General features: G+C 46.5%; 25 protein-coding genes and 1 pseudogene. 11 read left to right on the plus strand and 15 right to left on the minus strand.

Annotation, left to right across the window (positions count from 1 at the left end; translation table 11 throughout):
• The first annotated feature begins 40 nt into the window (after window positions 1–40).
• The 4 genes from SPB21_RS35245 (at window position 41) to SPB21_RS35260 (ending at window position 4,960) form a co-directional block, all read left to right on the plus strand.
• Window positions 41–2,425: a hypothetical protein gene (locus SPB21_RS35245; RefSeq protein ID WP_499869700.1), complete on the plus strand. Its 2,385-nt coding sequence runs from the start codon at window positions 41–43 to the stop codon at window positions 2,423–2,425.
• Between the two features lie 525 nt (window positions 2,426–2,950).
• Window positions 2,951–3,625 carry an EcsC family protein gene (locus SPB21_RS35250; protein WP_163671953.1) on the plus strand — a complete coding sequence of 225 codons (675 nt, stop codon included), beginning with the start codon at window positions 2,951–2,953 and terminating at the stop codon, window positions 3,623–3,625.
• A 132-nt stretch (window positions 3,626–3,757) separates the two neighbouring features.
• A complete protein-coding gene (locus SPB21_RS35255) occupies window positions 3,758–4,321 on the plus strand; it encodes a hypothetical protein (protein ID WP_163671954.1) in 564 nt (187 codons plus the stop codon).
• A 42-nt stretch (window positions 4,322–4,363) separates the two neighbouring features.
• The gene (locus SPB21_RS35260; RefSeq protein ID WP_163671955.1) at window positions 4,364–4,960 is read left to right on the plus strand and encodes a hypothetical protein; all 597 of its coding nucleotides are present in this window, start codon (window positions 4,364–4,366) and stop codon (window positions 4,958–4,960) included.
• A 194-nt stretch (window positions 4,961–5,154) separates the two neighbouring features.
• On the opposite strand, the gene SPB21_RS35265 is transcribed toward SPB21_RS35260, so the two are convergent.
• The gene (locus SPB21_RS35265) at window positions 5,155–6,135 is read right to left on the minus strand and encodes a tyrosine-type recombinase/integrase (RefSeq protein ID WP_163671956.1); all 981 of its coding nucleotides are present in this window, start codon (window positions 6,133–6,135) and stop codon (window positions 5,155–5,157) included.
• A 203-nt stretch (window positions 6,136–6,338) separates the two neighbouring features.
• Here SPB21_RS35265 and SPB21_RS35270 point away from each other — a divergent pair, with 203 nt between their 5' ends.
• Together SPB21_RS35270 and SPB21_RS35275 are read left to right on the plus strand one after the other, a co-directional pair.
• A complete protein-coding gene (locus SPB21_RS35270) occupies window positions 6,339–6,884 on the plus strand; it encodes a hypothetical protein (RefSeq protein ID WP_499869701.1) in 546 nt (181 codons plus the stop codon).
• Complete coding sequence (locus SPB21_RS35275; RefSeq protein ID WP_163671912.1) at window positions 6,877–7,527, plus strand: hypothetical protein; 651 nt, start codon at window positions 6,877–6,879, stop codon at window positions 7,525–7,527. The genes SPB21_RS35270 and SPB21_RS35275 overlap by 8 nt, the downstream gene beginning before the upstream one ends.
• Window positions 7,528–7,748: 221 nt before the next feature.
• Here the strand turns inward: SPB21_RS35275 and dnaK are convergent.
• From dnaK to SPB21_RS35305, 6 genes and pseudogenes are all read right to left on the minus strand, one after another.
• Window positions 7,749–9,452 (minus strand): annotated as a pseudogene (dnaK, locus tag SPB21_RS35280) (molecular chaperone DnaK); the annotation flags it as partial.
• 742 nt (window positions 9,453–10,194) lie between these two features.
• Window positions 10,195–11,202, minus strand: a complete 1,008-nt coding sequence (locus SPB21_RS35285) for a ParB/RepB/Spo0J family partition protein (RefSeq protein ID WP_163671914.1) — start codon at window positions 11,200–11,202, stop codon at window positions 10,195–10,197.
• Window positions 11,199–11,984, minus strand: a complete 786-nt coding sequence (locus SPB21_RS35290; protein WP_163671915.1) for a ParA family protein — start codon at window positions 11,982–11,984, stop codon at window positions 11,199–11,201. The genes SPB21_RS35285 and SPB21_RS35290 overlap by 4 nt, the downstream gene beginning before the upstream one ends.
• Window positions 11,985–12,373: 389 nt before the next feature.
• Window positions 12,374–13,108: a hypothetical protein gene (locus SPB21_RS35295; RefSeq protein ID WP_499869703.1), complete on the minus strand. Its 735-nt coding sequence runs from the start codon at window positions 13,106–13,108 to the stop codon at window positions 12,374–12,376.
• Window positions 13,109–13,113: 5 nt separating this feature from the next.
• Window positions 13,114–13,572: a hypothetical protein gene (locus SPB21_RS35300; RefSeq protein ID WP_163671917.1), complete on the minus strand. Its 459-nt coding sequence runs from the start codon at window positions 13,570–13,572 to the stop codon at window positions 13,114–13,116.
• Window positions 13,550–13,963, minus strand: a complete 414-nt coding sequence (locus SPB21_RS35305) for a hypothetical protein (RefSeq protein WP_163671918.1) — start codon at window positions 13,961–13,963, stop codon at window positions 13,550–13,552. The genes SPB21_RS35300 and SPB21_RS35305 overlap by 23 nt, the downstream gene beginning before the upstream one ends.
• Before the next feature lie 286 nt (window positions 13,964–14,249).
• Here SPB21_RS35305 and SPB21_RS35310 point away from each other — a divergent pair, with 286 nt between their 5' ends.
• Window positions 14,250–14,552, plus strand: a complete 303-nt coding sequence (locus tag SPB21_RS35310; protein WP_163671919.1) for a hypothetical protein — start codon at window positions 14,250–14,252, stop codon at window positions 14,550–14,552.
• On the opposite strand, the gene SPB21_RS35315 is transcribed toward SPB21_RS35310, so the two are convergent.
• Both SPB21_RS35315 and SPB21_RS35320 read right to left on the minus strand, forming a co-directional pair.
• Window positions 14,521–15,000: a hypothetical protein gene (locus tag SPB21_RS35315; RefSeq protein ID WP_499869704.1), complete on the minus strand. Its 480-nt coding sequence runs from the start codon at window positions 14,998–15,000 to the stop codon at window positions 14,521–14,523. The genes SPB21_RS35310 and SPB21_RS35315 overlap by 32 nt on opposite strands.
• Window positions 15,001–15,123: 123 nt before the next feature.
• Complete coding sequence (locus tag SPB21_RS35320; protein WP_499869705.1) at window positions 15,124–15,708, minus strand: hypothetical protein; 585 nt, start codon at window positions 15,706–15,708, stop codon at window positions 15,124–15,126.
• A gap of 187 nt (window positions 15,709–15,895) precedes the next feature.
• Here SPB21_RS35320 and SPB21_RS35325 point away from each other — a divergent pair, with 187 nt between their 5' ends.
• Entirely contained in the window at window positions 15,896–16,177 is a 282-nt protein-coding gene (locus SPB21_RS35325; protein ID WP_499869707.1) for a transposase, read from the plus strand.
• 360 nt (window positions 16,178–16,537) lie between these two features.
• Here SPB21_RS35325 and SPB21_RS35330 read toward each other — a convergent pair whose 3' ends face one another.
• Complete coding sequence (locus SPB21_RS35330) at window positions 16,538–17,053, minus strand: hypothetical protein (protein ID WP_499869708.1); 516 nt, start codon at window positions 17,051–17,053, stop codon at window positions 16,538–16,540.
• A 1,034-nt stretch (window positions 17,054–18,087) separates the two neighbouring features.
• Between SPB21_RS35330 and SPB21_RS35335 the strand changes: the two genes are divergently transcribed.
• A complete protein-coding gene (locus SPB21_RS35335) occupies window positions 18,088–18,309 on the plus strand; it encodes a hypothetical protein (RefSeq protein ID WP_499869709.1) in 222 nt (73 codons plus the stop codon).
• Window positions 18,303–18,479 carry a hypothetical protein gene (locus SPB21_RS35340; RefSeq protein WP_499869710.1) on the plus strand — a complete coding sequence of 59 codons (177 nt, stop codon included), beginning with the start codon at window positions 18,303–18,305 and terminating at the stop codon, window positions 18,477–18,479. Before SPB21_RS35335 ends, SPB21_RS35340 begins: the two co-directional genes overlap by 7 nt.
• Before the next feature lie 41 nt (window positions 18,480–18,520).
• Here the strand turns inward: SPB21_RS35340 and SPB21_RS35345 are convergent, their stop codons facing one another.
• Both SPB21_RS35345 and SPB21_RS35350 read right to left on the minus strand, forming a co-directional pair.
• Window positions 18,521–19,375, minus strand: coding sequence for a hypothetical protein (locus SPB21_RS35345; protein ID WP_499869711.1), 855 nt, complete (start codon window positions 19,373–19,375; stop codon window positions 18,521–18,523).
• A gap of 41 nt (window positions 19,376–19,416) precedes the next feature.
• Entirely contained in the window at window positions 19,417–19,773 is a 357-nt protein-coding gene (locus SPB21_RS35350) for a hypothetical protein (RefSeq protein ID WP_499869712.1), read from the minus strand.
• A 624-nt stretch (window positions 19,774–20,397) separates the two neighbouring features.
• On the opposite strand from SPB21_RS35350, the gene SPB21_RS35355 reads away from it, so the two are divergent.
• A complete protein-coding gene (locus tag SPB21_RS35355) occupies window positions 20,398–21,000 on the plus strand; it encodes a hypothetical protein (RefSeq protein WP_499869713.1) in 603 nt (200 codons plus the stop codon).
• A gap of 326 nt (window positions 21,001–21,326) precedes the next feature.
• Here the strand turns inward: SPB21_RS35355 and SPB21_RS35360 are convergent, their stop codons facing one another.
• The 3 genes from SPB21_RS35360 to SPB21_RS35370 are packed head-to-tail and all read right to left on the minus strand — an operon-like array spanning window position 21,327 to window position 23,243.
• Window positions 21,327–21,968 carry a hypothetical protein gene (locus tag SPB21_RS35360; RefSeq protein ID WP_499869714.1) on the minus strand — a complete coding sequence of 214 codons (642 nt, stop codon included), beginning with the start codon at window positions 21,966–21,968 and terminating at the stop codon, window positions 21,327–21,329.
• 14 nt (window positions 21,969–21,982) lie between these two features.
• A complete protein-coding gene (locus tag SPB21_RS35365; protein WP_499869716.1) occupies window positions 21,983–22,825 on the minus strand; it encodes a P-loop NTPase family protein in 843 nt (280 codons plus the stop codon).
• Window positions 22,826–22,835: 10 nt separating this feature from the next.
• The gene (locus SPB21_RS35370; protein ID WP_163695418.1) at window positions 22,836–23,243 is read right to left on the minus strand and encodes a hypothetical protein; all 408 of its coding nucleotides are present in this window, start codon (window positions 23,241–23,243) and stop codon (window positions 22,836–22,838) included.
• Window positions 23,244–23,500 lie beyond the last annotated feature (257 nt).

Genomic DNA, 23,500 nt, shown 5'->3' on the forward strand with positions numbered 1-23,500 from the left:
TCTAGCCCATTCACGACTTATACAGGAGATGTAATTACCAATGGCATTAATTACGGATGTGAAACGAATTTGCGACCGTCTGGCTGATGCTGGCTGGCAAGCACTAATGCTTAAACATGGTATCGATATCAAGCAAGTAAGCGACGAAGCCCTCGCAAGTGTTTTAGCTTTGCAAGTCGATGTGGACCTTAGCATTTCTGGATTTGAGGATTTTGTCGCCAGTCAGGCCAGGGGGATCGAACCTGGAAACCCAGCTGCAAGCTTGCTGTATCATGCCTTGGCCTCACCGAATGTCAGTATGGCCCCGCAGCAAGACACAGCATTGGCCTCTTTGAGTCAGATGATTACTGAGTTTCCTACCCTTGAGGAACTAGACACAATTGCTAATTACATATACGCTAGGGCCAATCGTAGCCTCGTCGATGTTCGTCAATATGCGGCAGAACTCTTAGAGATTGATAGTGATGCAGTTGAGTTATCTATCGCTGTTTTCGCCTCAGAGTATCGACCTGCCCCTGAAACTCCTCACCAGCGTTATGCGGATTTGTGTCATTCGCGCACTGGAACGGCTCGTGTGGGAACAACAAGTGCCATCTATGATGGTAAACTTCGTGGGTACATACCCTTTCGAGAAGAGGATGGCCCCAATACAATCCGTGTTTTGCCTTGTCATTACAGTACTTGGTTAGCTGTACGCTCTTCAGCGCAAGAAAGTCGTTTTGGCCCTGCTCGCATCCGCTCAGGGGATGAAAATCGCAGCTTTTGGGTGCCTGTTCATAAACTGTTCAATGGTGATGAATGTCTTCAAGGGGAATCTCTTGAGATTTCTTTGTCCACTCAGCATCAGAATAAGAAGTTAGAACGCCTACATCAAAGGTTAGAGGATACTGGTTTTACATCTGGATTCAGTGCAACAGAGAGGCAGCAACCCCCCTTTATTGATCAACAGAGTTTAATAGAGCGATTGTCTATTTTTCGAGGTGGTGCCTGTCTTTTGAGTCCACAGCCTCAGCCGCTAGCAGCACGAGCTAACTTTAATAATGCTCCCCTTACATTTCAGTCGCCCCCAATGCAGGGAGCGTTTTATGATGCCTTCTCTCCCACTCTCAGCTTTAATCAGCCTGAGGGGCCTCCTGTGCGTCCATGGCCAGAGTATGCACATGTTCGATTTGAGGTTGAGAATGGCAACACGAGCTATTTTGGTGATCGCTCCGATGCGGTTAACAAAGCTACGGATGGTGGATATCGAGCTTTAAATATTTCTGACTTTACTGGTGATGGTTGGATTAAGGCCTCTATTCCCACTCTCAATACCCTTGAGTCAATTCCCGCCTATTCAATGGTCGCTGCACCTGATTTCTTTCCAGCGGTTGACCAACGAGAAGTGTATGAATGGTGGAGAGAGAGCCGCAACCAAAGTGCATTATCGAACCAGCCTGCATGGCTTCGTCAGCTTGTGTTAGGTGGTTATTGGGATTTCTGGCGGGCTGAGCCAATTCCGTTGTCCGACGAACGATCTGCACCTAACATTACGCTCTCTGAGGCCGGATTCCAAGAAAACGATGATACGATCACAGCTATTGTGACTTCTCTGGAACGCATAAATTTACTGCGTTCTAAGCTAGCTGCGCCCACAACGAAGCGCCATGCTACACTTCCAGATGCAGCGGCTGGGGTATTTGCACCTGGCTGGGATACCAGTGGTGATCGTATTCCTGGCGGCGGGACACATCTTTCCTCCTATGGTTTGGGCAGTCCATTTCCGGAAGATGCAAAGCTATGTGCAGCACTAAGTACCTTCTGGCCAGCTGTTGCTCCAGATACGGAACGTACTTTCTATGGTGATCAATCGAGTAGTCCTCAGGGAACTGGAACGGTTTGTCCACTGACTGATGAAGAAAATGGCGCTGCACAGGGGAGTATTTCCTGGGATGGATTGCGAGGTCCTAGGGTCATCACAGAAGACAGTAGCGGAACAACTGTTCGCTATCCTATTTATGAATATGCTGACTATACCCTAAACGCCTTGGAAGGACGGTTTTCTATTGCTAACACGAGGAATATCGACTTTCAGGAATACACGAGTCGGATTTTAAGCACCTTACGCATGTATCGCGCCCTTGAGCAGGTTGGAACAAAGCGATCGTTGCATATCCTTTCATTTCAGAAAGCTGAATCAGGGAATGCAAACCTGATTCAGGCTCAGAATGAAACAAGCCGTGCTTTATCTGGGCCAGTTTATCGCTTTGATGTCTTCAATGAAACAAACTCAATTTCTTTATCCTCCGGCAGTGCAGGAGAGGAAGACTATAGGATTGATATTATTTACACACTTTTTGTTGGCACAAGTGATTTTCTTCTAGCCATGGCCCGCCGTGGTAATGGATCACAAGCACGCAGCCCTTGGCAAACACTTGATGTTTGAAGCTTAGGCACTGTTCTTAAAATTACACAGGGAGTTTACGACAACCTTTCAGAAGCCATAGAGGCAAAGTTGCCTATCGAATCAATCTGACTTCCACTGGCCAATCAATTTTTACCCGTTAATATCGGTAGCTTCTTGGCGATACCAAAGGCAAGGCATGAGCGATCACCAAGCGATAATCCGAGGGGTTTTGTTTGTGTGATCAATTCTCCCGCCGTAATAGCAAGCGCCTCATTGAATAAAGGGTACTGCAAGCGGTGCGATGTAGATCAGTTAACCTGGGTCCTCAATTGGATGTATTTTGAAAAGTCTTAAATTCCTTACAGAGTAGTGACTCTAGGAAGATTCCAAGGTTTGTACGTATCTTCACCTAGAAAGTTTATTTGCAATATTCCACAACCTGCTGAGTTTATAAAAATTTCTTCTTTCTCTAAAATTTGCACGTATTGACTACTTGATTACAATTTTCCGTAATAGGCTTGGTTTAGTGTGATGTTGTCTAAAACTCATTTTGTAGGCCTACCTATGACGTCTATAGTTCCTGTGAACCAAGAAGATAACGAAGATCGTAATGACCAAAACAGTAGTGCAATTGATAAGACCATTAATTGGATTATGGATGTAGGGATCAGTGGACTTGGGGACACTTTACCCTCTGCTCAAGACGTTGCAGAAGAGCATTTGAAAAGGTGCAATGGTGATGTAGAAAAAGCGGTAGAGTCTGTGATTAAATGGAAGACTGCCTATGCAGGTGGTTCAGGTTTTGTGACAGGGTTTGGAGGTCTCGCAACTCTTCCAGTTACTTTGACAGTAGGACTAGCTGCCAGCTATGCGATTGCAGCCAATCAAGCTGCAGCTATTGCACATCTCAGAGGATATGAGGTCTATTCTGATCAAGTTAGAACAGCAGTCTTGATGTGCTTGGTTGGAGACTTGGGGGAAGAAATTCTTAAGACTGCTGGCATCGCTGTTGGGAGACAAGCGGCTCGCCACGTTGTCATGCATAAAATTCCCAAGTCGTTGTTAGGAAGAATTAACAAGCTAGTTGGCTTTAAATTAGTAGCCAAGGTAAATGAAAAGGCAGCTGTTAGGCTTATCAGAGTAGTACCTTTTGTTGGAGGGGTTGTAGGTGGTGCTGTTGATGGAGCTTTTGTAAACATCTGTGGTAGGTCTGCCAAACAAGCTTTTCCTGCGATCTAGAATTTTGTGCATCAATAATTTCAAGTACGACAGTCCTGCTTAGAAAAGATATGTGATTAAGGTAGGTCGTACTTTATTTGAGAGATTGGTCTAACAATTTAGCTTTCACTGTCCTTTAAGGGTCAATAGATTATGTCTTCTGAATCTTGTAATTTAACGACTGTTGACAGCACCGGTATAGTTCTTGCGTCAGAATTTGTGTCCTTTATGGATGCGCTTAATCCACTTGGTAATCTTGCTAAAGTTGTTGCTAAAGTTGTTGCGTGTCGTGTTGATATTAAAAGACTTCAGAATGAAGCGAACGAGGCCAAAAGAGCCTATGAACTTAAGGCAAAGCAAAGCAAGTATGACTATGAAATAACTTCAAAAAAAATAGATGCAACGCTAGCAATAGCTCTGGAATCTTTAGATAATAGACGCTTTGCTATGGAGCAGTTCTTCAGTCACGCCGAAAAAGAAATGAGGCAACATCATATCTATGGAAATCAAATTGTTAGAACTCTCCAGAATATGCGGGAATTGGCTTTTAGGAGGGATGTTCCATTCGAAGAAAAGAAGCTCGCATATGAAGCAATTCAATCTCTATCAAAAGATCTAGTTGCCTCTCAAAATAATGGCACTACAACATTGGGTATTCTCGTTCAAAATACTCGACAGGATCTTTCTGCTGTAGCGGGAATTCTTCCGTCTTCTTAACTGATTTCATTTCAATTTACTCAAACTCAAGGATCTATAAGAATGTGGTGGTTATTTACTCTAGGCTTATTCGGTGTACTTGGAATTGCCGATAGAATTCTAAAAAACCTGAAAAAAAAGGCATTTAAAGAACGAAAGCGATGGGAGAACGAACATAAGAAAGTAGAGAAGGAGATACTCAATTACGAAAAGAAAATACAGGATAAAATTCGAAAAGCCCAGTCTAGAGCCAATTTTGAGCAGTTAACTCAACTGCATTTTGAGTCAATGAAAGTAGCTAACCATGCCTATCGACTTCTCAAGGATGCACGAACAGCCCTCGATGCAATTGGAGAGGCTATTAAAACTGCTGGAATAGAAAAAAATCGGTTAATTGCGGAAAAAAGAGCTACTCATAATGCTCATGAAAGAACTCAGATAGAGCAAGAAATTTCTGCTCTTATCGATCTGCGTGAGAAACTTTTTCCCGATAAAGATGAATTGAAAGCACAGAGAAACCACTTTAATAATCGAGTGAAAGACTTCAATGCAAATACTCGGACTTTGAAGCTCACTATTCGTGACAAATGCGGCAACCGTGGTCGGGACTGGTATCAGCGGCTAGAAGCTCGAACCGCAAGCAGGCGCAGAAGTGGCTAAAGGGACTATGTTCTGGTATCAGCGGGAGCATTTGCCGCAGCCTTCAATAATAGAGTACTGTGACTAACTTTGGCTTATATCGCAGGCTTGTTGTAAGTGCCTCATTTTTCGATGAATACTCAGACTGAGAGAAATTTATCTCCGATAATTGTCCACTATTTGAAATGCACAATTGCTTACGCGAAATCAGTAAATCACGACTCTTTTGGCTTTCTATAGAGCTCCTCAAACGCTTCCTCCATTTTGAAATCTAGAGCTCGATCGCTATACCTGGCAAAGATCTTGTCAGAACGAATGCGGACAGCCCGCTTCGCCAATAGTGGATTCATGCCAGCGGCCACGAGTGATGTAACAAATGTATGTCTCATACGGTGAGGGTGAATGTTCTCTAACTCGCTGGCTTCCGCTAAATCCTTGACCAGTTCATAGATGCCGCTGTAGCCCAAACGTTGCCCTCGGCTGTTGTTCGACAAACTGACAAACAAGGGAGACTCGTGGCTGACGGTAAACCCATTGCATACTAACCATCCCAAATAGCTATCCAAGGCGGAGATCGCATTCGGCTTCAGAGGCACCAAGCCATCACTGCCCCACTTAGCCTCACGCACTCTTAATCGCCGCCCATCATAGTCACTGATATCCAGACCGCAGACTTCCCTGGCTCGCAAGCCATGATTTAGCACCTGGAGGATTGCCCGGTCTCGCACCTCGGAATCCCCTCGGTAAGCTAATACTTCAAATAGCTGATCGACTTGAGCATCTGCTAAATCCCGAGGAGGCTTAGCAGGTTCTTTGAGAAATTCAATAGTGAGTGTGGGATTACGGGTGATATAGTCCTTGACGGTGAGCCACTTGAAGAAACTCTTCAAGGTGGCCAATGCTTGATTAGTCGTGGTTGGGGCCAGCCTTCCCCCTCGTTTACTAGGCTGGTTCTTGAGATGCTGCTTGTAGCGATCAACATCTCGGTGGGTGATATCATGCCAATGTCTGTTCTGAGTCCATGCATAGAAGAGTTGAAGCTGCCGTTCGTAGGCTTTAAGGGTATTGGCGGATAGCTCGCGCGATCTCAAAAACTCCACCACCCGCTGCCAGCTCAAATCCTCGGCTACCCGCACCGGTGCCTTGGCCACCTGCCCAAATTCAATAAAAGTAGGCTCAGGAATATCGCGAGCCATAATAATTCCCGCTATTTGAAATAAATCGAAGGGCGAAATGCCCAATTTACCGTAGCCCCCTCCCTATGGAGTGAATTTTACCCTAAATAAGCTTTTTTATATTGACTTCACTAAAAATTACACTAAAAATAAACCTGCTAAAGTACGCTACCCTAGACCTTGAATTTCAAGCAGTTCAGCGATCGCTCGATTTCTAAGGACGGATGCCACGGCGGATTAATCAAAAGTGTGTCGCGTGTGCTCAGTTGAGCGCAGCCCAGGCCCGGCAGCAGCATGGGCCTGATGGAGATGGCTGCTGGGATGAAAAGCGCTGTCACCGGAAGCGATCGCACTACCGTAATCGACGGGACTCAAATGAAAAGCGACGGGCTATCTACCAGCAGCAGGTCATGGCTACCAAGGCTGACGATGAGGTAGAGACCGTTTCTCTAGACGTGGCAGAATCCTCAATGCCCTATGCCAACCTCTATATCTGGCGAGAAAAGCGTAAGGATGCCCCGGTCCATGCCATCGGTGCGACGGTGATTCACAACGGCCAGAAGGTTTTGGAAGTTAAGCCGATTCACTGTGCCGGATATCGGCGACGACAGTTAGAGCGCTATGTCTCTCAAAAGATGTTGCCCTATCTCACCGAACGCTATGGGATCACCCACTTTTTCAATGAGATTCGGTTAGAACCCATTGAGTGTCCTATTCCTGAATGCCCCTTAAAGGGATGCTTTGAGCATCGTGGAGGGGGCGATGGTTAGTGTTCGTCAGCTGGAGTTAGACCTGGGGGATGCCTTTGAGGATGCTGCCGATGTACCGGAAGAAGCAAATATTTTAGAGCTGTGGCAGCAATTTGAGGGGGTGATGATGGAGCTACCTTGGCGCGAGCAGCTGCGACTCGGTGGGGAAGTACTGGCCCAGCTGGCTGATATTTGTGAGGCTAAGTCTGAAATCCTCTGGGACGACTGGCAAGATGCCCATAATGTGGAGGGGCCTGTGTTAGATGGCGACTGGCTTAATGGAATCACTCGACAGACCCAAGAATTGGATTTTTCAGACCTGGTACAGCATTCAAGTCTCTCCCAACGCGATCTGCTTGAGCCGGTGGCCGATGATGAGTCTGTTGCAGGGGAAGTAGATAAAGCCTCTGTTCTGGCGTTAGTGGATGCGTTAACTGAGGAAGCGGTTAAGGAGCAAGCGCTGGCCGTGGCGCATTCAGAGAATGTATCGGTTTGGATCGAGAACTTGTCTATGAAACGGACTGGTGCTCCTCAACGACTCATTGATCTACAGCGACAAGTGAAGATGCCATTGGTGGAGGTGTGGATGGCGGCACTCCTGGGTGACTTTAGATTGGAGCAGCGTGGAGAATTTTATGAGACGGAGCACCTTTGGATTGGTTAAGGTCCGTCCACTTAGACCCAATGTGGCCTGATTTTACTGTTCAAAATTAGGGGGTTCACTTCACCAAGTTGAGGAGCAGATCTGCTTTAACGACCACAATGCTCCATGTCTAAACATAGGTCTCTTAAAGCTTATGGCCTTCTGACATCGGTTTGCTCTAGCTCAATTTTTTCCAGAAGAATCTGAATTCTCTGATACTGCATTTTCAATTCCTTCATCTGAGCCTTCAGTTCATTCATCTGTTGCTCTAGACTTTGATACTGCTGGCCATTGAGGCTAACGTTAGGAAGGGTTGTTTTTACTGGCTGATAGACAACATTAGCGTTAAAGTCACTCATATGTTTTGGTGTCCAATGAGTCGGGGGCTCTATCTGATTGCTCAGACTGACACACTGATGCTGCTTGTCTAATTCTATATTTTGTATTGTGGATGTACCAGAAATACTCATGGTCTCCTTTTTTCCACTGCATTTATCTTTAGCGGTGACGTTGAGAAGTCCGTTAGCATCAATATCAAACATCACCTCAATCTGAGAAACACCTCGTGATGCAGGAGGGATGCCATCGAGCCGGAGAACACCTAAGTTCAAGTTGTCGTGTGACATCTCATGGTTCCCTTGCAGAATATGGATTTCGACGCTTGTCTGGCCATCCACTGCTGTTGAGAAGACCTCAGACTTTTTAGTGGGGATGGTGGTGTTGCGAGGAATCATCGTGGTCATCACACCTCCTAGAGTTTCAATCCCTAAATTCAATGGCGTCACATCCAGCAGCAATATGTCCTTTACTTCTCCGGCCAAAACACCACCTTGAATAGCTGCCCCAATGGCCACGGCTTCGTCAGGATTTATGGTTTCGTTAGGTTCTTTCCTGAAGGTGCGCTTCATGAGGTTCTTAATTGCTGGGATTCGAGTGGAGCCCCCCATTAGTACGATTTCATCAATGTCGATTTCCCTGAGCTTACTATCTTTAAGGACCTGATATATAAGTATGCGGCAGCGATCGAGCAGATCTGTGCATAGCTCTTCGAACTTCGCCCGAGTCAGATTCACTTTTAGATGCTTAGGTCCGTCTTTGGTAGCAACAATGCAGGGGAGATGAATCTCTGCCTGAGTCACACTGGAGAGTTCGATTTTGGCCTCTTCAGCGGCTTTAGTTAACCGCTGGAGCACCTGCTTATCCTCGCGTAGGTTAATACCCTCTATCTTTTGAAACTCTACGGCAAGGTAATCGACAATTCTTTTGTCGAAGTCGTCACCGCCCAAGTGGGTACTCCCAGAAGTGGCCCATACTTCAAATGCACCGTTGCCCACCTTTACGATGGAGATACTTAGATTGCCACCCCCTAGGTCGAACATTACGATGGTCTCATCACTCTTTTTGTCCAGACCATAAGTCAAAGAGGCTGCCGTTGGTTCGTTGATAATTCTTAGAATTTCCAGACCTGCAATCTTGCCAGAATCCTTGATAGCAAGCCGCTGAGCGTCATTAAAGTAGGCGGGAACGGTAATCACTGCTTGGGTTATTGGTTCGCCGATATACTTGCTGGCATCGTTGACTAGCTTCTGCAAGACCCGAGCGGCAATTTCTTCAGGAGAAAATTGCCGCTTTACTTGTGGGCAATCTAGTTTCACTCTGCTACCTACATTCAGGACTTTGTAGGTAGCTTCCTTTGCGTCCTCAGCGACTTCATCATAGCGACAGCCAATGAAGCGCTTAAAAGAGTAAAAAGTATCCTCAGGATGCATCACAGCCTGATGCTGAGCGAGCTGGCCTACAAGGCGAGCTCCATTCTTGTCATAAGCTACCACAGAGGGGGTAATGCGAAATCCCTCTGAATTGGGGATGATGGTAGGCTTGCCGCCTTCCATTACTGCAATGCATGAATTGGTTGTGCCTAAGTCAATACCAACAACTTTACTCATGACGCTTCTCCTGTCAATCTGGTAACTGGGAGTCGACTTGACGCTTAGTCCGAATTTTTTAGTAGGAGGATTACAGGAGCAAGTACGTAGAAGACCCTACTGAGGAGCTACTGAAAGGCTGAAGACTTTATTCTGGTTTTTATGGGGTGGCGAGATTGCCCTAATTTGAATTACCCATTTATCTTCACTCCTACTAGATATATTCTTTGCAAGAATAATGAGGATTTTGTGAGGATATCGAAGCTATTTATTACAAAAATATTGCATGACGTCAAATTGAGACGTGACCTGACCTATGTTTATGCATAGAGAATTGTGATCGTTAAGGCAGATCTGCTCCTCAACTTGAACGAGATTCCAGTGTTTTCAGACTGCAACCTGCGCTAAGATTCCTCAGAACTAAGCATGAATAATCCCCCAAAAACCTTTGTAGAGAATGGCTTTTCGCTTTAGCGGCCATTTTTTCTCCAACTATACACAAAAGCCATGCAGGACCAGCGGGGGCATTGGTTGTCGTTTGAAAAGGCTGGCTGAGATCGCAACGGCCATCACTATCGGCACGACAGGTTTTGCTACTGACTTAGCCAGCCGAGACATTAAATGTTCCTCTGCCTCAAGTCCAGGCAAGGGCGGGTCCAGCCCGACCAGCTTCCACTGTCCAACGTCCCATAAGTTGCTTCTGCAACCATTGGATTACTACCAAATCAGACCTAATTCTTAACCTGACGTGCGACGTCGCACGTCAGGTTAGCTCATGAAGTTGGGCAACTAATTCATTGATCTGATCAAGGATAGTACCGACCTGTTTATTCTTCTTTCTCAAGACATCGCCCTTTAATAGCAGGCTCAGCCCATCAACGGCTGTTGTGGCCCGTTTCATATTTGGAGATGGCTTCTTCTCTTTGGCAATATTCTTGGATTCTGCTTGTTGACGCTTGGCTTGACGGATTTCCTTGACCGGTGGATTTACGTCAATAATCCACGATAGTAAATCGTCACGATCTTCATCGTCTTTGACGCTGCCTATCTCAAGGGCTTTCGATGCGTCAATCTGGCCTGCGTCTAATGCCTGCCTGACATCATCGGGTAAGCTTCTAAACTTAATTAGTTTTGTGCGAAAGCTGGTAAGTTTGCCACCGTTATATCGGTCAAGGATCGTCTGATATGTTTCCAGACGAGTTTTGATATCTTCTGATATGCCATTGCCACGTTTGGCAGAATTGCTCATCTGGTTTAGCTCTTGCTCAACCGCATCTGGGGTGACGCCCGCTTCATCGGCCATTAATTCCAGGTAGCCCAAAAGTACCTCAAAGGCATTGAGGTTTTTGCGCACCATGTTTTCATCGAAGCGGATGCGTCTGACTTGCTGTGGGGTTAATTCTTGAATTTCAGCACGAATGACTTCGTGGTCCAGTTCTTCGCAAGCGGTGACGCGACTGGCACCAAAGACCAACTCATATTTATAACCTTCGGCCAGGGCCTCACTGTTTGGAGGGAGGGGAGTGACTAAGACTGCTCCGCGAAATCCTTCTTCTTGAATAGCGATCTTTAGCTTTTCGATCTCATTGTGATCAAAGAAAAGACGTTGCTGTTTGGGTCGCCATATTTCGGCAATTGGCAGTTCAACGAAAGATTTATCTACTGTTGGATTCTCAACGGACGCTATGTTTTGGGCCGTATCCTCAGAGGTTAAATTTCCTAAAATGTTGCCTACCATTGAGGTAGAGCGTAGTTTGGTTGCTGAACTCATACGGTTACCTCAACTTGCTGTGCAATGGCTTTAGAAATTGCTCGCATGACTTTAAGACAGTCATTTTTGGGATCGAATTGAGCAAGGGGTTGATGCGCTTCCTGGGCGTCACTCACTGCAGTGCGCACTGGCATAGGATCAAATACATTCATGCTGTCAAACATGGGCAGCTGTAGCTGTGCTGCAATCTCATGAATGGCATCATTGGCCCTGCGTGAACCAGAGGTACGTTTGTCGTACATGGTTGGAATAAGACCCAGGACTCTCAAGTCAGGATTTACTTTTTGGGCAAGCTCGATGCTGACTCGGAGGAGCCCCATTGTTGCCTCGACTGCTTTGTAATTGGTGCTGAGGGGGACCAATAAGAAATCGGCCGCCACCAGGCAATTGATGGAAAGTAAGCCTAAGCTGGGAGGGCCATCAATGACGATGACATCGTATTTTTTGTCTACTTTCTCAAGGGTATCCCTGAGGCGATACTCTCGACGTAGTTCGCCAGCTAGCAGTAATTCTGCCTGGGCAAGCTGAAGATTGGCAGGAATGAGATCGCACCAGTGGGTGGAATCAATGGGCAAGGGTGCTCGGTTCATTAAGCTGTCAAAGATGGTTGCTTCTAAACCGTAGGCATCGAGGCCAAAAAAAGTGGTCAGTGAGGCTTGCGGATCCATGTCGATCGCAAGGGTGTTGACATGCTGCTCCCCAAGTAAATGGGAGATGTTCATTGTCAGCGTAGTTTTGCCAACTCCCCCGGACATATTAAAGAAAGCTACTACTGTCGCCATGTTTAGGTATGGGGGATGAGGTGGAGGGCTGACGTGCGACGTCGCACGTCAGTGATTGATGGTCAACATACTAATGTAGGATGCGACATCTGCACACACTAAATCTGAGAAATTTTAAATTGGAAAAACTTATCTAGTAAGGTGCTCGCTCACTCTAGAGTCGCTTCAGAATTCACAGTAAGTTACGGATAAAAAATCCCCTGACATGGCTGCCAAGGGGATATGGACTGTGCTGTTTAGAGGATTTGAGAGATAGGAGAGTGGGGGATGCCTCCCCAGGGATTTCTCACCGTTTATTTCTCTGTATAGGGATTCAGTCTGTTCCTGGTGTATTCCAAAGTGGTTTTTGTGATCTTCGTGTGCTTTTGTTGTGGTGTTGCTCACCTGCTTCAGTTCATTTCAATGGCCTGTTGCACAGCTTGTTGCCGTCTGGCCTGGTCCCAGCGGATGGAGTTTAGGGTATTGCCGAGACCAGGGGCATTCCAACGACCGCTATCAGGATCGAGAAAAGCGCGGGTTCTGGCCCAGATAATTCGGTCAGCTTCGCCCATGGGTTGCTGTCGGGCAATGGCAAGCCAGTCAATATAACCCCGGTCCAGGGCGGCCAGCGGTGCTTGATTCGCCAGGTCGATGCCGTTCAATTCTTCGGCTAGGGAAAGGGTGACCTGGTGTTGGCTGGCCTGTTGCCGTAGGGCAAGGGCCTGTTTGTACAGTCGCTTGAGCTGTTTGGTGTCGGCATCGGCGGGAGACTTGGCTCCATGCTGATAGGAAAAGCTGCCCAGGTTCCACTTGTGGTTGCCGGGGTCCACATGACCATAGTAGGCAGCGGTATAGCCACCATCGGGTGTGCGGGTACCCTCGGCACTGCCCACAGCGCGAGTAACAAGGGAGTTGCTACCACCGTGAAATAGGGTTTCTAAGGCATGGCGGACGACTTGGGTAATGGGTGTGGGGGAGGCCTGTGTGGGTTTGGGGGCAAAGCTGAGGCTAACTGCGCGGGCGGGTACCTTTGCGGTCTTAGCTGGTGGTGAATCAAAGGTAAGGGCGATGTCCTTGGCCGGAGCCGGAGTGGCCCATAGGAAAATGAGGCCGATGGGTATCGACCAGGGAAGCGACCGGTGCATGGGGTTTACTCTGTTAGAAATTGTTCAATTAGCTCAGTGGCGGGTTCGATCAGTGCCCAGGTGCCATCGGGTTCTTTGCGAAAAGCAGCAAAAACTAGTCTCTCTGCACGACCAATGGTATGACCTTGGGAGCGTTGACCCAGGTTGGGACGGTTGATGCCACAGAGGCGAAACAGGTAGGCGGGGACCTCTGGACTGGTGAGGGCAATGCAGTGTTCATCCATGGGTTGGAGTTTGCCATCAAAGGGCATCCGCACCGGGTCACCGCCCAGCTCCAGGGTGATATCGCCCAGACCGCTGCTAATGCGGTAGTTGCTTACCTGGTTACCGACCTGTAGATCCCAGGTTTGTTGAATGGTGATGGTGCGCGGTGCTGGTGGTCCTGACTGGCAGGCGGCCAGCAGGGTGAGCAGTGCCCCACCAGCTACCTGCAATATATGCCTAGTTTTGAAGCTTAAAGCCATAGCCCGCATACTCCTCATCTTCGTACAGCACCACTAGCCAGGTATTGGGATCAAAGGCCAGGGGATAGGCAGCGCGTTCGGCGGTGACTCCAGCTCGCACTTCGATGGCGGTCAGGGTGCAGTAGGGCTCTTCTGCAATGGCTTCGATGGCCTGGCGGTTTTCTCGTTCAGGGACGGTGAGTAGCTGGGTAAGTTGTTGTCGTGAGAGAACGGCCTGGCTGGATATTATGTCCTGGCAGACGTCTTTCTTGGCGGAAGCAGCTTTGGCTTGGAAGCGGAGGCCGAAGCCAAGGCTAAAGCTGAGTAGCATGAGTAGGCCACTGGTGATGAGGCGGTAGCGTCGTTGTCGTCTAGGACGTCGTTTGGGGAGTTGTTTAGTTTTTGGGTTCATGGGGTGCTCCTTGCTGGCTGCTATCCAGGTGATGTGAGTATAGATGCAGTTTTCTACAAGAGGCAAGGGCTAAATCCTTATGAGATAAGGGCTGTGGGATTTGTGCAATAATCTCTAAAGCTGTGGCAACAAGGGTTGATCGGTTAAGAAAAAAGTTGACATTATTTTTGCAACAACAATTTCATGGAGGTGTAGGTATGGGGCGGTAGAATCTATAAATGTTGCGATCGCAAAGAAGTCAAAAGTTACTCTATAGCTTCCACGAAATACGCCAAGAGCATTATCTATGAATCCATTAACCGAAGCATTACTGCTTGAAATCGCTCAATCCTGTGCAGGATATCAAACTACGCGTAAAATCAATTTCACTGAACTGAACCAGCTGAGCATGGAAAATCCATTGGTCAGCCAAGATTTACCATCGATGCCAGGGGATTACTATCAGGTAGAGTTTGAAACGCCACAGCAAGCAACCGGATTTAGAGCAGAACTGGGAAGCCGAGGGTTTACTAATACTCATGTGACGACCAATGGCGTTGCCTTTGCCCTGGTTGTCATCAATGAGGATTTTGAGAATCCCTATCAGTGAGAATCTGGGCGATGGGAGCAAACCCTTGATTTTGTTCTGGTTTCAACCAACCGTTAGCAAGGTATGTAGATAGCGAGGCGTCCTGTGACATCCTCAAACCGGTCCAATTGGTTACTCGAATGACATCGGTATCGAGCAAGCCATAGTGTTGTTTAAGAGCTGCCCAGATATTATCTTCGATTTCAGTCAATGAGGGTCCTCTAAAGGTGACTGATTCATTGCCGGACACTGCCAAAGTAATCCGTGCTGGGTCAAAACGATTGACTAGCGCAATCATGGCCGATAGAACTGATAGCTCATGGGCAGAGGTGACAATGACGAATGGTTTATCTGGGTACCCATTCATTTCATGCCGCAACCATCGCTCAGATTGCTGAGCATTGAATTGACTACCGACGAAAATGTCGCTATTGATAATGACTAGTTTAAACTGGTGACCGAGTTCCACGACCCTATTGGTTGGTTTAACGATATTCTAGATGATCTATCCGTGGGCAGTTCACAAGTTTCAGAGCCTATAAGAAAAGCGTTAGACATGTCCTTTGGGCTACACGCAACTCTACAGCTATCGCTAATGCAGTTCAAAAAATGACTCTTGCCCCAGATGCGGTAAGTAGGTCTTGACCAGCACGTCTAGAGAGTCTTCATAGCCAATGTGGATCCAATCATCAATGCTGCCAAGGTAGCAATATCGTTCTGTTTGAAAGCGTCGCTTTTGCTTATCAATCAGGGTAAAACGTAGGTCAGATGTATATCGAATTGACTGCTGGATAAGCTGTTCTATCGTATCGGCATCTCGATTAAACTGAACTGCGGTAGCTTTGACCATTTCTGATAATTGGTCAGTGTTGTTACTGGAGGTGAAAATATAAATAATCTCTTTTTTGACATCGATTATAAAAGGTTTGACTTTAGAAAAGTTCTCCATAGCCTGCTTGACGACTTGCACTTCGGCATCTGTAATAATCTTCTTTGGAATCCTACGTAAAAAGACCTGGGCATTAGGATTTTCGTAAATTTCAAACCCATCAGGAATTTGCTCGACCAGGTTTCCCTCGGATTTCTTTGAGAAAAAGTACTTGGGTTTGCCGGTTTTTGTGGTGCCCTGATGCAGATAGTAGATCTGTAAACTGCGGTTGGTGTAGGTGATGGTCATTTGTCTATTTCTGCATGCCGAGAGTGGTAAGGTTCAGGTTATCCCGCCGTGTTTCCGTTAGGATACGACAGTGTGGTTAGGAGACAGCATGTAGAAGCCAGAAGCCTCCTGTAATCTCCGCCTGACTTGAGCCCCTACCCTCAACGATGCTACTGTCAGGTCGCCACCGCCATTGGGAGCTTGCCAGATGCCTCAGTACACTCAGGAGTATCGCCAAAAGGTCTATGAAGGGTTTGAAACAACTCGGTTGCTGAGTGCGGTGGATCATGTGGATCAGTTGAGGCAATTGTTGGGGGATGACGAGGATTTTCGCCCACCTCAGATTCGTCAAGACCTGCTGCGGTTACATCAACTGGCGATGGAGTTTGTGAATAATGGTGTTACGAGTAAAGGGCCGGAATTGTTTGATCTGGCGTTTGACTTGGATGATCAGATATTTACGATTCGTGAGGCCCTAGATAGAAATTGAAAAGACGATCCAAACTTTGACGGATCTGGCCCCAGATCCAGATGAAGATTATGAGAATGGTGAGGACTGACCGACGGATTAATGATTTTGTCCAACAAAAAAAGCCCCCACCAATTGGTGAGGACTCTAGAGAGAGTGTGTGTAGGGAGAGTCTGAGTAGGAAAAGGGTGCCCTGAGAATGAAGCTTCACAGATTACGGAGTCTGCACCGGGCACCCAAGCTTGTGCTTCAACTTCTGTCAGGTTCGTTAAGGCGATAGATATCCCTTAAGCATTGAGCGACAACAGCTCACCTAACGCGCAAATAACGAATGCATCCGTCATTTGCTTAGCTTGAGTACCGCAACAGCTCAGCAATCTGTTAGCGGACTACGGACTTAGTACGAGCATCGAGGGCATCTAAGCGAGCTTCCTGGATGTTATCGATAGCTTTGGTACGAGCGTCCAACGCTTCCAAACGAGCGGCTTGAATGTCCTCAACGGCTTTAGTTTGGTTGTTAAGGTGCTCCAGACGCAGTTTGTGAACGGTGTTCTTAGTGCGAGCATCCAATGCGTTTAAGCGAGTCTCTTGGATGTTATCAACGGCTTTGGTACGAGCATCGAGGGCATCTAAGCGAGCTTCCTGGATGTTGTCGATAGCTTTAGTACGGGCATCGAGTGCTTCTAGCCGAGCAGTTTGGATATCTTCGATGGCCTTGGTCTGATTGTTGAGGTGCTCAAGGCGTAGTTTGTGGACGGAGTTCTTGGTGCGGCGGTCGAGGGCTTCGAGGCGGGCTTCTTGAATGTTGAAGTTAGCGGGCTCAACGGCGGCGGCGACGGGTGCGATCGCAGCGGAAGCAACGAGAACAGTCAAAGCGGAAAGGATAGTGCGTTTCATGGTTAAAGCTCCTTGGGAATCAGTGAATGAACTTCATTGACTACAGAATGCCAGGGGTACCTGAACGCTATCTGACGGGTAACTGAAGGTTGCTTAAGGGGTTTCTGAAATTGGCTGAGGGATTGAGGTGATAGAGGTCACAAGGAGAGGGGAGGCGGTTGCGATACTCCTCTGGAGTGGCTTCACCAACGCGCCAGCACCGACTGGCCAGTTCGCAACCAGCCAAGATCAATTCAATATAAGAAGCCCCCATGGACGCTAAGGTTCATGGGGGGCTCGATTTAGATATAGAGGGTGCCTAAATTTAGAGGTATCTAAATTTAGGTAAGCAATACAGTGTGCTGTTTACTCACCTAAATTCATTTAGGCGATATAGGGTTCGAGATAGGAAGTTATGCAATAGTTTGCTTTGTCCGTGAATCCACTGTATGCCGATATGTGGCAGACCACCTCCTCGGCAGAATAAGCCTACCGTCTGCTTACACAACCATCATTTTTGCTTAGGTTGGGTGTGTGATCACAGCGTAATGAGTTGTTTTGATATTCACTGAAGGATTCTTGGGCTGCCTTTTGCTGTTGCCCAGTGAGTTGTAGCGTTGGGCGATTGAGTTCGTGAAGCTTTAAACACAACAGCACCCATAACAATCAACTGAGGGACTCTTCTACATTAAACAAGACTTCTCAGAGTTTTTATATATCAGGCGAACCTACTATAAACAGGGCTCTCTAGTGCAAGTAAGAAGAAATATCAGTGATGTGTTTGGGTGCTGTTTTTGAACTGTCGGATGATGCTATCGAAATATCTATCGTTAGACCTCCTTATGTAGCGACCATGAGCTTTTCAACGCATGTGTACAGCATATTCCTGTAGTGCTTCAAAATCTCTTCTCTGATACAAACGTTAATGTTGTTATTTGTCACTGCTGTTTCTGCCTATCAGTGAGATGACTCTATGGAGTGTTGTGGTTGATGTCACCGCGAGCGGTAATGTCATCCGTTTAGAATCAAGCTGTTTAATCGTAGGATAAGCACTGATGCGCCGACCGAAACAGCTAATTGCCAGCCAGGTAGTCGCCCCGTTGCCTAGATCGCAGCCAGCTACTGGCAAGCTGAAGTATTTTCGACCATTGCCTTACTATGTGGCGTTGAGTCAGGCGGCGCGGTTTGAGGCGTGGATGCAGGATGCGAGCGATGTGGGTGGTCCGGCGGAAGCGGTGGATAGTAGTGATTATGATCCGAGGTTGATGGAGTGGTAGGTAACCAAGTAATCCAATCGCTACGCCCAGGCGACCTCGTTGGCCATCGTCAGCAGCCTGGGCAGCAGTATGAGGTTCTGATGGTGGATGAGCAGCGTTTGCTGGCGGTGCTGTGGTCGGGAGCGGCGCTGCGTTTTATTGCGTTGAGGGATGTCGTGGTGCCGTTTTAGGAAGGCAGTTGGGGGTTGAGGTGAAGTTCATTAAAGATACGCTATATCCCATCATTCAAAAGCAACAATCCGAATGCGAAGAGTATGCAGGAAGCAAACATTAGATGGTTACATTTCTCTAGGTATTTTATATAGCTGATAGTGTGTGAAGCTCCAGTGCCGCCGGAACGATATTTTATCGTGTTGTTCCGGAGCTTCATCGCACCATGATGTGAAGCATTCCTTAATTTGCTATCTAAATGTTGAACTATAGGATTAAAAGTGAGTCTATCTTTAAATGCATTTGCTCTATTAGCCTTGTTAATAGTCATATACTTCTTTAAATCCATTTTATTGAAAATATCAAATTGTCTACCATTGAGTATGTTATTTATACAAGCCAAAACAAAAAGATCTGAAGTAATACTTTCATAGATGTTTCCATAAAACATTTTTAATTGTCTAAATCTTTTAGATGACGGTGATATATTTTCAGGTATTTCTTTCTTGTTCTTGACATATAAATAGACATTGACTAAGTCATCGTAATTATTGAGATAGTCTTTTAAATCATCTAATCTATTTTCTAAAAAGCTTTCTGACTTTTCTGAAATATAATAAGATCGGAATCTGAGATACTCTGCAGGGTAGTTTTTCTTAGCCGCTCTAAACTCATCTAACATTTTCTTTATCTCTTCAGTAATTTGTTCACCATGGAATAGATAAATAAACATCAAAGTTGACTCATGCAGCGCATAAGGTTTGTCAAAGAAATTATTTGCAAGCTGATTTAAATAACTTTTAGAAAGCTCTTCTTGTCCCTTGTTGCTAAGGGACCATGATTTAGTAAGGAGCTCGATTTTATCTCTTAGGTTTCTAATACCCCCCATTAATGGTGTAGGATCTATAACCTTCATCCCATCGATCTTATCTGAGTAATAGATCTGAATTTCATTATTTATGTTAGTTTTTTTATTAGCTCCATAGATTGAAATATTGAAGGAAAATAGGTTGCATCATGTCGTAATTCTTCTGAGATTAAAAAATTAGGAGATAAGTTTACTATTGTTCCTTCTTTTTCAGAGAAATCGCAATTTTTAAGAGTTGATAATTTAGTGCTTGGAATACTTAATCCAGGTATAGTGCTTACTTGCTTTCGAATTTCGAAGTCAACATCTAAACGGACAGATATATCCTCACCACAATTTACACAAGGGAAGGAATGCTCTTGATATTTGTCTGTCCCTACTGTGATCCTTAATGTATGATTCTGCTGACAAGTAGCGCAGTGAATTAAAAAGCGGTTGACAACCATCTTAGAAATTTGAACTCTAGGAAGATAATATTTGTTTGGCTTTGCTTTTCTGATATCTTATTCGAAAAGCTAGCATAATATTTTCGTTGCTCGCCAATGAGTTGGCTATGGGATCTCAACCCATCCACCACCAAAACCAGCCACACCGCACATCGCTACGCCGTAGACGGTCGTTGAGCGCTGCGTTGCTTCGTTTAGCGATGTTTGCCTACGTAAGCCACCGACAGGGTGTCTGTAATGTGCCCTGTGACAGTGGGTCTTATTTTTGGCCTAAAAGCGGACTGTATGGAAGTGTGCCAGTTGCCCCAAGGCTTGTTGCTGCTGTGTGTCCTTACAGGCTTGCTAAAGTCTTTTTGATAGGCTGAAGTTATTTCCTGGTAATGATTTGAGTCTGTCTATGGGTGATTGAATGGCTGCGGCCATTGCAGCCTGTCAGGATATTAATATTTGCTTCTGAACATGGCATCGGAGCTAGCTAGAACAGATTTATAGGCTAGTCTGAAATGTACTGTATAGTCTGATGGTTTTGCTATTGGACCTCATTTTGGCTATAAGGCTTAACGGTTGCTTCATTGTTCAGAGAGGAAAATTAGAATCCGTATGTTTAGGTGAGGTAGAAATTCAATGTCGCTAATCGATGATTTAGTTCCTTTTGTCGGCACCTCCGCAAAAATCGTCACCTTTTTCTCAGGAGGGAGCTTTGGAGCTGCTCTGGACGCTGTTAGTGGTGTTCACGCCTCCGCTGCGAAAGATGTAATGCGAAAGATCGATTTTTCTGCTAATCCGAGAGAAGCTGTTAATAGAGTTCTTACCCATCTCGAGGCAGCACATGTAGCTTTCTACCGTATTTGGAATTCACCGATTTCATCTGCTGTGTTACCTGTCCGTGTGTATTATGCTGCTAAGAAGGACATGGAAGTCTGTTGCTTGATGGCAATGTGTCACAAGTTTCTAGGAGATGACAACAGAATTATAATGCAAGCGCTTAGTGATGCTCGGAAACCGATAGATTATGGCTTGGAGAGAATGGGTGAAGGAGATCGCCTAAATGTTCGAACTTTCTTTGACGTGTTTTTTTTGTACCCGATTACTTTTCCTTCGCTGCTTATACGTGGGTTTAGGGAGGGTGATGAAGGTGCGGCTCTGAATCCTCCGTTATTAAAAGAGAGTTTAGATAAGTTCTCTAACGAAATAGAGGGCTCTGATTCAGTGCATTGGGATGTCTAAAGAGGTTGCTGTGCATAGTTTTTAAGCGCAATAGCCGTTAAAAGTTAAGTTCTCAGTATATTACGAAGACTTTTTTGCATCTAGTGATTGTCAACCTTATGATTTGATTTGACTGGTTGCTTCGCAGGGTGAATACTCCTTGCAATTACGTTGACTAGTTGCTCCTGAGCGCAGCGATGCAGGCCCTTCTAAACTTTGCGATCGCACCCACCTCACCCAAACGCATCCAACTGTCCAAAATGCGTAGAGTAATTTTCATTAGGACTGCTGCGCCTGAGGGCGCAGTGATTGTAGCATGAGTTTCCCAACCAAAGTGAAGCTATCCTCTATGGCAAGTTAATCACGCATGTCTTCTGTTTTTGTTCTCGACAACTCGTGATCTCATCTTTATTCTGTTGTCGCAGATGTGACCAGTAAATCATATTGCTTTGCCCCCCGAAGAGACTTATATTTTGAAGTTTTCCCTTTTCCAAGCCATTTAACCGTCCTATAGACCAGCCCAAGCAGGCCATTCCGCCACTGTAGAGAAGCGCTATCACCAGTGTTACCCATTGCACTAAGGGGCGATCAGCGCTCAAGGCCTTGGTCTGCTGAATTTCGGTCTTGAGATAGCTGAGATCGGACTTCAGTTCTTGTTTGCTGGGTAGATCGGACTGCATTTGTCTGATCGAGTCCTGCATCAGCATGACTAATTTCCCGGTCTCCGCTTGCATTTGCGTCGAAGATTCCTTGGATAGCTCGACCAATGTCCTGTAGTAATTGGCGAGCTTGGCGTAATTGGAGGCCGTCTGTTCCACCCCCTGACTGGTGGAGCGGAGAAACTTCAGAAGTTCGATGTCGATGTCTTTCCATGCCTTCATCTCCTCGGCCAGGTCGGCCACGGGCTTGAGTACAGTAATCAACGGATCATCGGGGTCCACACCCATGGCCCCGGCTAAGCGTCGCTGCTCGTCGGTAATGGTATTCATGGTGTCATGCCTCCCTAAATGCAGGGCAAATATCCAGTGGATTCAAAGGCGGCATAGGCAGAGCGCAGATAGCTTTTCACTGCAGCCTGCTCCACCACGCCAAAGCCTTTGCCTCGATGACGCAAACTGTCGGCATAGGTAAGCCGCTGCTGCAGGACCGTACTGGCCACCCGCACCGGTAGCTTGGGTAGCTCAATCACGGGCGTTTGGGTTTCACGAATCAATGCCTGGAGGTCATCGGACTCCTCAAAGAAAGTCCAATCGCCATACTTGAGGTTTTTCACCACCACATGGGGAATGCGCCGGTCAAAGGAGGACAGGGAAATTTCTAAACTCTTGAGGCTGTCAAATTCGCCAGTGACTACAAACCACTTCACCAGCTCGATGTGATTGTCGGCGGCCAGGGTAAGAATGTCGTAATCCCGCAGCCATAGTCGAAAGGCTTCATAGACCGTGGCCGGTAGATTCACGACGGCAGACTTCTGGGCATCGACGACGGCATTCACAATGGAGTTGGCCCTGGCCCCCAGGGTTTCATCCTCAGAGAACTGGGCCACCATGACATCAGAGTAAATGCCCTTAAAGTCTGGGCTATTCACATCCGCTTCCACCCCGATTACCGGCTGCTGCCGATCTAGGAACCACTGATAGAGGGTGCGGCAGAGAACACTTTTACCCACGCCTCCCTTATTTCCATCGGCAAAATGAATCCGATGATTAACCCGACGATTCACGCTGGGATTCACCTCAGCGTTCACAGTTGAATTAACGCTATCGTTACCCTCACTATCTCCGTTGGCGTTATCGGCAGATGTATTAGTTGATGATTTAGTACGTTTACGTGTGGTGACAGTCATCGTCATCCCCCTAGTATGCGGTTTTCACCTCATCAAATGGTTCTGGCAATACCCGTTTTTTAGTTACCGTCTGAGACGGTGGTGTATTGCTAGAGGATTTCTCCACCGCAGGTTTGGGTTGGCTATTCCTACGGTTTCGTTTAGATGACCCTGACGTTTTTTTGGTAGACCCCTGGCGTTCCCGCTTGAGCTTGAGCATGTATTGCTTCAAGCTACCCGCTGAGATATCGATACCCGATTTCCCTAACCGTTCTGCCACTTCACTGTAGGTGTGGTTTACCAGGGCAGCCTCAATATCCTCAAAGAGCACTGCCACCGCTTCACGCTTGTTGAAGTGGGTGCGAGGTTCTTTGGCAAGGGCTGCAAGTTCCTGTTGGCAATCCGCAATGGTGTCAGCAGAGTAAACAGTATCGGACATGGCGGGAGATAACCAGAGCTTTTCCCAGGTTGAGCGGCATTCCCAGATTGCTGTGTAAAAGTACGGAATCCCTTAATTATTGAATTAACTTTAGTTGCCACGATATTTGTTCTCTAGAACTTGGTAGCTTGTAGCGTTCCCATTGTTGTTTCCAGAGCGTTTCTCATTTATTCACTAAACTGTTAACGAAGCTATTTCCCAATGATTAACGTAGGTGTTTCCTGAATTGTTTTCGAGACAGCACTGTTGAAAACTCT

The organism is Leptothoe sp. ISB3NOV94-8A, assembly GCF_043421595.1.
GTDB classification, from domain to species: domain Bacteria; phylum Cyanobacteriota; class Cyanobacteriia; order Phormidesmidales; family Phormidesmidaceae; genus Leptothoe; species Leptothoe turfae.

Excerpts from the sequence above, each read along its gene's own strand:
- SPB21_RS35245 (WP_499869700.1), top strand. The coding sequence starts at position 41 with ATGGCATTAATTACGGATGTGAAACGAATTTGCGACCGTCTGGCTGAT.
- SPB21_RS35250 (WP_163671953.1), top strand. The coding sequence starts at position 2,951 with ATGACGTCTATAGTTCCTGTGAACCAAGAAGATAACGAAGATCGTAAT.
- SPB21_RS35255 (WP_163671954.1), top strand. The coding sequence starts at position 3,758 with ATGTCTTCTGAATCTTGTAATTTAACGACTGTTGACAGCACCGGTATA.
- SPB21_RS35260 (WP_163671955.1), top strand. The coding sequence starts at position 4,364 with ATGTGGTGGTTATTTACTCTAGGCTTATTCGGTGTACTTGGAATTGCC.
- SPB21_RS35265 (WP_163671956.1), bottom strand. The coding sequence starts at position 6,135 with ATGGCTCGCGATATTCCTGAGCCTACTTTTATTGAATTTGGGCAGGTG.
- SPB21_RS35270 (WP_499869701.1), top strand. The coding sequence starts at position 6,339 with ATGCCACGGCGGATTAATCAAAAGTGTGTCGCGTGTGCTCAGTTGAGC.
- SPB21_RS35275 (WP_163671912.1), top strand. The coding sequence starts at position 6,877 with ATGGTTAGTGTTCGTCAGCTGGAGTTAGACCTGGGGGATGCCTTTGAG.
- SPB21_RS35285 (WP_163671914.1), bottom strand. The coding sequence starts at position 11,202 with ATGAGTTCAGCAACCAAACTACGCTCTACCTCAATGGTAGGCAACATT.
- SPB21_RS35290 (WP_163671915.1), bottom strand. The coding sequence starts at position 11,984 with ATGGCGACAGTAGTAGCTTTCTTTAATATGTCCGGGGGAGTTGGCAAA.
- SPB21_RS35295 (WP_499869703.1), bottom strand. The coding sequence starts at position 13,108 with ATGCACCGGTCGCTTCCCTGGTCGATACCCATCGGCCTCATTTTCCTA.
- SPB21_RS35300 (WP_163671917.1), bottom strand. The coding sequence starts at position 13,572 with ATGGCTTTAAGCTTCAAAACTAGGCATATATTGCAGGTAGCTGGTGGG.
- SPB21_RS35305 (WP_163671918.1), bottom strand. The coding sequence starts at position 13,963 with ATGAACCCAAAAACTAAACAACTCCCCAAACGACGTCCTAGACGACAA.
- SPB21_RS35310 (WP_163671919.1), top strand. The coding sequence starts at position 14,250 with ATGAATCCATTAACCGAAGCATTACTGCTTGAAATCGCTCAATCCTGT.
- SPB21_RS35320 (WP_499869705.1), bottom strand. The coding sequence starts at position 15,708 with ATGACCATCACCTACACCAACCGCAGTTTACAGATCTACTATCTGCAT.
- SPB21_RS35325 (WP_499869707.1), top strand. The coding sequence starts at position 15,896 with ATGCCTCAGTACACTCAGGAGTATCGCCAAAAGGTCTATGAAGGGTTT.
- SPB21_RS35330 (WP_499869708.1), bottom strand. The coding sequence starts at position 17,053 with ATGAAACGCACTATCCTTTCCGCTTTGACTGTTCTCGTTGCTTCCGCT.
- SPB21_RS35335 (WP_499869709.1), top strand. The coding sequence starts at position 18,088 with ATGCGCCGACCGAAACAGCTAATTGCCAGCCAGGTAGTCGCCCCGTTG.
- SPB21_RS35345 (WP_499869711.1), bottom strand. The coding sequence starts at position 19,375 with ATGAAGGTTATAGATCCTACACCATTAATGGGGGGTATTAGAAACCTA.
- SPB21_RS35350 (WP_499869712.1), bottom strand. The coding sequence starts at position 19,773 with ATGGTTGTCAACCGCTTTTTAATTCACTGCGCTACTTGTCAGCAGAAT.
- SPB21_RS35355 (WP_499869713.1), top strand. The coding sequence starts at position 20,398 with ATGTCGCTAATCGATGATTTAGTTCCTTTTGTCGGCACCTCCGCAAAA.
- SPB21_RS35360 (WP_499869714.1), bottom strand. The coding sequence starts at position 21,968 with ATGAATACCATTACCGACGAGCAGCGACGCTTAGCCGGGGCCATGGGT.
- SPB21_RS35365 (WP_499869716.1), bottom strand. The coding sequence starts at position 22,825 with ATGACTGTCACCACACGTAAACGTACTAAATCATCAACTAATACATCT.
- SPB21_RS35370 (WP_163695418.1), bottom strand. The coding sequence starts at position 23,243 with ATGTCCGATACTGTTTACTCTGCTGACACCATTGCGGATTGCCAACAG.